Annotated in this window: 4 protein-coding genes; 2 read left to right on the forward strand and 2 right to left on the reverse strand. The window is 62.4% G+C overall.

Annotation, left to right across the window (positions count from 1 at the left end; all coding sequences use genetic code 11):
• Nucleotides 1-3,253 (reverse strand): AvrE-family type 3 secretion system effector (locus BFP89_RS24665; RefSeq protein ID WP_256097382.1); only part of this gene is annotated, 3,253 nt, incomplete at its 3' end.
• Between the two features lie 161 nt (nucleotides 3,254-3,414).
• Between BFP89_RS24665 and ggt the strand changes: the two genes are divergently transcribed.
• Nucleotides 3,415-5,226, forward strand: coding sequence for a gamma-glutamyltransferase (gene ggt, locus BFP89_RS24670; RefSeq protein ID WP_370671233.1), 1,812 nt, complete (start codon nucleotides 3,415-3,417; stop codon nucleotides 5,224-5,226).
• 62 nt (nucleotides 5,227-5,288) lie between these two features.
• Here ggt and BFP89_RS24675 read toward each other — a convergent pair whose 3' ends face one another.
• Nucleotides 5,289-5,927: a LysE family translocator gene (locus BFP89_RS24675; RefSeq protein WP_065888066.1), complete on the reverse strand. Its 639-nt coding sequence runs from the start codon at nucleotides 5,925-5,927 to the stop codon at nucleotides 5,289-5,291.
• Nucleotides 5,928-6,064: 137 nt separating this feature from the next.
• Here BFP89_RS24675 and BFP89_RS24680 point away from each other — a divergent pair, with 137 nt between their 5' ends.
• A complete protein-coding gene (locus BFP89_RS24680; RefSeq protein WP_065888067.1) occupies nucleotides 6,065-6,874 on the forward strand; it encodes an AraC family transcriptional regulator in 810 nt (269 codons plus the stop codon).
• Nucleotides 6,875-7,505 lie beyond the last annotated feature (631 nt).

The raw sequence follows: 7,505 nt of genomic DNA on the forward strand, positions 1-7,505 counted from the left end.
CCCCGCCGATACCGGCGCGTATCACCGAGTCAAACTCGGCAATATTTTCCTGGGGGCTGTACATCAGCCGCAGTTGGGCAAGCCCATCCAGACTCAGATCAGCGCTGACCTTGGAACCTTCTCCAGACGCGTGTTCCTTGCCCAACGCCAACAAGTCCTGGAACCCTCCGGACTGCCCCGTCAGGATCGACATCATCTTGCCGAAGTCAGCCTCCCTCACGTCAAAACCAATGCTCGTCTCCCTGCTTTTCTCGAGGCTCGCCAACAACTCACCCGCCACCCTCAGACCAGGCCCCACGACGCCACCGCCCTGGCCTAACGTCACCCCCAGACCCGCGGAGCCGATCATGCGCCGCATATCATCGGTGCTGATCTCAACGTGTGCACCCTGGTCGGTACGACTGATGCTCACACCATGGGTATGGGACTTCGAGGCCTCCAGGAAAAACTCCAACGGCGCCACTGGTTTTATGCCGGTCACTATCACACCCAGAGCCTGGCCCTGGGTTCGACTGGGGCTGAGGGTCTGACCACTTTGCAGTTGCCGCACTTGCTGCGTCATGGCGTCCTGTATGGACGCATCGGCGGGCAATCCCAGCAGCCCCGACAGGTGCCAATGCAAGGCGGACCCTGGAGTGCCAAGATCCTTGGCCAGCAGTTTGAAGTTGTCATACAGCGATTCCGCCTGGTCGTAGCTGACAATCTGCTGGCTGGACAGTTTGTGCACCGGGCCCTCTTCAAAGCCTTTCATCACCGCCTGAAGCGAGGCCTCGATTCTTTTCAAGGCGCTCGGGCTATGGCCGGACGTGCTGCTCAGTGCCTCAACCATCCCGGCCAACTGTTCAAGCGTGCGGGCATGGTGAATCAAATCACCTTCGACGAGCGCCGAAGGATGACCGAGATCTCGCTGACGCTCCGGCTTCCACTCGGGCAACCTCAAGCCCTGCCCTTCGAAGTTGGCCAGCAGCGCGGCGGTGGGCTTTTGTGATGAAGGTTCGACCCGCTTGAACGCTTCAAACAAGCGGTGCAGCGTCGACTCGGCGCTCACCACCGTGCGGCTGAGCCTGGGCTGTGAGTCAACTGTCAGCCCATGCAGGTCGCCTAACAGGCGGGCGCACGCCTGGCTGCTTTTTTCGACCTCGAGCAATGCCTGGCTGAGCTGCCCGGCCAGTGCCTGTCGCGGCCCGGGCTCGCTCAGGGCCGCAAGGCGAGTGCTCAGGCCGGCGCCAACCGGCTTGCTCCTGGAGAGCGACTCGAGCTGTTGGTGCAGGCGCTTGTCGTCCACGTATACGCTCTCCAATCCCCGGCGACCCTGCATGTGATGCGCAATGGACCGGCCTTTCTCACCCAGCGCCTGCAAAGGATGGAAGTGCGCCTTGATCCCCTGGAAAAAATGGCGCTTGGTGGGTATCCCTTCGCGTGTTTGCCCAAGCACATTGCTGCTGGCCGTCAGTGCGCCCCCTGACACAGGCGTGCGCATCTGGCCGGCCGCTAACGTATCGGCCAATGAACCCTCCGGCACCGCCGCTTGCACTGGCCCCCATGTCATTGCGCCTGGGCCTGCGCTGTCCAGTCGATGGAATTGCTTGTCCCAACCGCCAATCAAGTGTTTGTCAGCCCCCATCCGCAGGGACTCCAAAGACTGACCCTGCGGCAGTTCAACCTGGCTCCAGCGCGGCGCAGCCCCCTCGCGGCCTTGCCAGGCGTGGCGATCGAGCTTGAATAATTCGCCCCCCTGAGTGTGTGCATAAAGATTCGCTTCATGATCCAGCGCCAGTGTTTTGATGGCGAGCGCCGGTGAAGGCCGTAACGGGCCGACTGCCCCGTCCACACAGGCCTGGAGCTGATGATCTTTATCGACGCTTACAAAGTTGCGGCCGTCGGCTACCGCGAAGCCTGTGACCGGACGCTGAATATCGCCCGCAAGCACTTCCTCAAGTGACACCTGGGGGCGAGGCTTGGGCAGTGCGCTCAATTCATGACTGGCGCCCTCGAAGACCGGGTCACGCACCTTTGTGACATTCACCGCTTTGAGTTGCCCTGCTTGCAGCACATAGGCGCGTCCATCCAGGCCCCGCTCCAGATGGGCCACGTCCTTTTGTGCGCATTTGTCCCAACGTTGCGCTGCCGCATCCCAGCTCAGCAATGTGCCTGAATCAAACGCCACCTGGCCGCGCAGCCCGAGATCGACGGCGGTGGTCAATGCCTGCTGGCTGGGCAACGGCAGGCCTTTCTCGATGCCCTTGACCAGCACGTCACTGAGGTTCCACGCCGGGCGCAGTCCGCCAGCCCTCTCCAATGGCACGCTGTGCAATTGCTGCCGGGCATCACGGGCCTGGGCATTGAGCTGCCCGGCGTCATCATGGAAAAACCCCTCGACGCGCACCGCGCCCTTCAGCGCCTGCTCCAGCGATACGAGCGATTGCGCAACCATCGGCAACGTGCCGTCCCGCACCAGCCGCAGGTCCGCGCGCAGCAGTTCACCGTCAGCCGTGGCGCCGTACAGCGTACTGCCAGACAAGCCGATTCGGCTGAGTTGCACAGGCGCGCCGCGCTCATCGAGCGGACGTACAACCGCCCCGTCGGCACCTTGAATCTGCACCACCGATACGCCCTGAACCTGGCTCAACACCGCCGAGGTCCGCCCCTGCGCGCTGCTGTCCAGCGCGTCCCGAGGGGTCTTCAACAGTTGCCCTTCACGGGTCAGCCCGAGACGGCTGTAGGTTCGGTTATCGGCGTCGGGCAGCCAGGACAGGGCAAGGGGTTCGAAGCGATACAGGCGTCCCTGGTCCAGCCGAAATTGCTTGCCGTCGGCGCTCGTCTGCACACCGCTGACGCTTCCCAAGTGCCCGCGACCGGGGCTCAATGGCGATACGCAACCTGCGCCGCCATCCGTCTCGGGCAGGCTGCTTCTGAAGACCGCCGCAACAGCAGGGGTGGGCTGAATATGAAACAGGTAATCTCGCTCATCCCTGAAACGCAAGGTGCCGGCAACCGAGGCGCCATCGGCCACATAATGCTTGTCTGGCGCATTGAGATGGCGGGCGATATCACGTCCCGCGAGGGTCGTATCAGGTTCCAGCCGCCCGCCTTTGAGGCGGATATCGAACAGCATTGAAGCGGGGTTCAACGATTGATAAGAGGGCAGCGGCGGGACAGGCGCGGTGGCCGGGCTGGAAGATGCATTATCGGCGCGAGCATGCTCGATACCGTCATGTTTTGCGTGAGGCAGACCATCTAATCTTCTGTGCATAGCAGGCTCCAGAAATAGATAAATACCAATTACCGAGTGAGCGTTTGCCTCGTTTTGGTTCCAGCGTGGCGCCATAAACCCGGCCCGGTCCCCGTCTCTTCTGCGCTAAAGTCTGCTGACAGGAAGGCCAGATCATTCTCAAAATGAACGGAGTTCAACGCGTGCTTTTTATTTCCCGCCGTCAACTATCAACCGTTGCCATCACGCTCGCCCTGACCGGCTGCCACACCACGATCAATGAACAACCCCCCGCACCGGAGCTGGGTTCGGGCTATCGCACCGATCTCGTCACGCGTCACGCCGCGCGCCATATGGCTGCCGCCGCCAACCCGCTCGCCGCCGAAGCCGGACGCGACATGTTGCGCCAGGGCGGTTCGGCCATTGACGCCGCGATCGCCATGCAAGCGGTGCTGACACTGGTGGAACCGCAATCCTCCGGCATCGGCGGCGGCGCATTCATCATGCTGTGGGACGGCGAAAAAGTGCACGCCTATGACGGCCGTGAAACCGCCCCGGCCGGCGCGACGGAACGGTTGTTTCTAAACGCCGACGGTACGCCCATGGCGTTCACCGATGCGCAGATTGGCGGGCGTTCGGTGGGCACGCCGGGGGTGTTGCGGGCACTGGAAATGGCGCATAAAAAGAGCGGCCACCTGCCGTGGGCCCAGCTGTTCGAGCCGGCAATTCGGTTGTCCGAACAGGGTTTCGCGATCTCCCCACGCCTGCACAGTTTGATTGCCGCCGACCGCTTTATCGCGCAATCGCCGGACATGGCCGCGTACTTTCTGAATGCCGACGGGTCGCCAAAAGCTACCGGTACATTGTTGAAGAACCCGGCGCTGGCGAAGGTGTTCAAACGTATCGCCAAGGAGGGCCCCGACGCGCTGTATCACGGCCCGATTGCCGATGAAATCGCCCGCAAGGTGCAGGGCAATCGCAATGCCGGCAGCCTGACCCAGGCGGACCTTCAAGGCTACGCCGCCAAGGAGCGCACGCCGTTGTGCACCGACTACAAACAATGGAAGGTGTGCGGCATGCCGCCGCCTTCGTCGGGCGGGATCGCTGTTGCGCAAATCCTCGGCACATTGCAGGCGCTGCAGACGCGCGATCCGCGCCTGGCCATCGCGCCGATGACGCCGCTCAAGAGCCCCTCGCCCGCCGGGCTTGAACCCACGCCCGAGGCCGTGCATCTGATCGCCGAAGCCGGGCGCCTGGCGTTCGCCGACCGCGCGCTTTACGTGGCCGATGCGGACTTCACGCCGGTGCCGGTTGCCGGCCTCGTTGCGCCAGACTACCTGGCCCGGCGCGCCGCACTGATCGGTGAACGCAGCATGGGCATCGCCACGCCGGGTCAACCGGCAGGCCTCCAGGTGGCCTACGCGCCGGACCGTTCGCCGCTGCGCATTTCCACCTCGCAAGTGGTGGCCGTGGATGACCAGGGCGGCGCCGTGTCGATGACCACCACGGTCGAGGCGGCGTTCGGCTCCCATGTCATGGTCCAGGGCTTTTTGCTCAATAATCAGATGACCGACTTCTCGTTCATTCCCGAAGAAAACGGCCAGCGCGTCGCCAACCGCGTGCAACCCGGCAAACGCCCGCGTTCGGCCATGGCGCCGACCCTGGTATTCGACCGTCAGAGCGGTGAGTTGCTGGCCACCGTCGGTTCGCCGGGCGGCTCGCAGATCATCGAGTACGTGAGCAAAACACTGGTCGCGATGCTGGACTGGAAACTCGACCCACAGGCCGCTATCGGCCTGCCGAACTTCGGCAGCCGCAATGGCGCAACCGAGCTGGAGGCCGGGCTGTTCAGCACGGGCGTGAAGCAGGCCTTGAAGAGCAAAGGTCATGATCTGAGCGAAATCGACATGACCAGCGGTGTCCAGGCGATCGTTCGCACGCGTGATGCCCGGGGTCAGGTGTCATTGAGCGGTGGTGCGGACCCGCGGCGTGAAGGCGAAGCGCTGGGCGACTGATTCAACCTGGGTGGCGAGGGCGCTTGCTCCCTCCCCCCCCATTTAAGCCCTGTAACGGAGGGTCAGCGATTCGCGATCAGATGTGAACCGAACAAGACGTAGCATCCCCCGGCAAAACGATCGAGCCATTTACGCGAACGGCTGTAAAGAGTGGCCATGCGCTCGCTGGAAAACAGCAGTGCCACACTGGTGTACCAACTGAACGACAAGGTCGCCATGACGATCACCGCCAACGTCAGCAACACCGGCGAAGGCGACGGCGGCATGGTGGATGCGAAGATAGTGGCGACGAACAGCGCCGCCTTGGGGTTGGACAGGTTACCCAACAGCCCCAGACGCCAGGCGGAAAACAGCGAGCGCCGCGCCGCATCCGGCAACGGAGTCTGGCCCATGCTGGTTGCCGAGCGCTTGAACAATTTCAGCCCCAGATAAATCAAATAGCAGCCACCGATGATCTTGAACGCCAGGTACAACATAGGCGCGGCCGTAAACAGCGACTTGATCCCCAGCCCACCCGCCAACCCCCACAGGATCGTACCGGTGGCCACGCCCGCCGAAGCCACTACACCATGTCGGCGCGAACAGCTGGCGGCCAATTGGGCGGTGTTGAAGAAGTTGGGCCCGGGCGTGACCACGGCCACCGTCCACAGCAGGGCCAACGAGACCAGCGGCGCCACATAAGCGGGGTTGAACAGTTCCATCGCGGCCAGCTCCTTGGAGGCAATACGCAGCCTGGATCATAGGCCTGGCCGAACAACTGCACAATCGTACAAGACCCCGGCAGACAAGGGGCGCAGACTCGGCTAACGTGTTTCCACCTCCTTTTGTGACAGTCACCATGGGCAACCCTACCCACACGCTGGACTGGCTGCACCGCGCGCCGCACGCCAGCGGCCTGGACCGTATCGAGGCCTACTTTGCCGGCTTCGCGTTCGACCCTCATCGCCATGACACCTACGCCATCGGGCGCACGTTGTTCGGTGTGCAGAGTTTTCATTATCGTGGCGGCATGACCCACAGTTTGCCCGGCGCCACCATGGTGATTCACCCCGATGAAGTCCATGACGGCCGCGCGGGCAGCGATGAGGGTTTCAAGTACCGGATGATCTACGTGGAACCGGCGCTGATCCAGCAGATCCTCGGCGGCAAGCCGCTGCCCTTCATACCCGGCGGCGTGTCCACCGACCCGCGGCTGCACCGCGCCAGCGAGGTATTGCTGCAAAGCCTGGATTGCCCGATCGACCCGATGCAGGAGCAGGACGCCATGTTCGACCTGGCCCATACGCTCAGCGCTGCGTCCGGCGTCATCACCCACCGCAAATCCTTTGATTACATCGCCGCCGAGCGCGCCCGGGAATTTATCCACAGCGCCCTGGGCCGCAGCATCACCCTGGATGAAATCGCTGATCACGCCGGGCGCGACCGCTGGGCGTTGTCGCGGGATTTCCGCTTGCTGTTCGGCACCAGCCCCTACCGCTACCTGACCATGCGCCGGCTGGACCTGGTGCGCCAATTATTGGCCCAGGGCGTGTCCCTGGTGGATGCCGCGATGAGCGCCGGCTTCACCGACCAGAGCCACATGACCCGGCAATTTCGCAGCACCTACGGCATGCCACCCTCGCGCTGGGTAAAGATGCTCGGACGCTGACTCAAGACCTGATGCTTTTTGTAGGAGCGAGCTTGCTCGCGAAAAACGCCAACGATAACGCGTGCTTCCTGAATGAACGCGGTGCCTGTGAGTTTTTCGCGAGCAAGCTCGCTCCTACAGACGGCATCAGGGCCTGCCCCTCCCACAGCTCAGATAAGGCGGCGTTGCTGGCATTTGGTCATGGTTTGTAAAAGGCCAGCAAGCCGTGTCCCTTTAAATTGCAGGACGTTTCCGAGACAATCCCCGCCGCCTTGTGCCTGTTGGAATCGATGGCTAGTCTTCGGTCCGTCACTGAAATTCAGTGATCTGGTTTAGCAGCCTGAGCTCAATAGGCACACGTTGTCACCGCATTATGGCGGCTGTACGTGGGGCACCTTCGGGTGCGCTGGTTTTCCTATTGACCGGTCTGCTAACCCGCGTACAGCTGCCACCTCACGTTTAGCAGCGTTGGTGGTCGCTCCCTTGTTCAATAGGAGTTACACCATGACCAAAGCACTTCCCGATCCCCCCATGGATTGCCTCGTCGTCAATGAAGAACTCAGCTTCGAAGACGCCCAACTCTATATTTCCCATCTGATCCACAGCGCATCGGCCACGGTGTGGGACTGTTGCGATCACCTGCAACCCCACG

This window comes from Pseudomonas sp. 31 R 17 (genome assembly GCF_900004915.1).
GTDB classification, from domain to species: Bacteria; Pseudomonadota; Gammaproteobacteria; order Pseudomonadales; family Pseudomonadaceae; genus Aquipseudomonas; species Aquipseudomonas orientalis_A.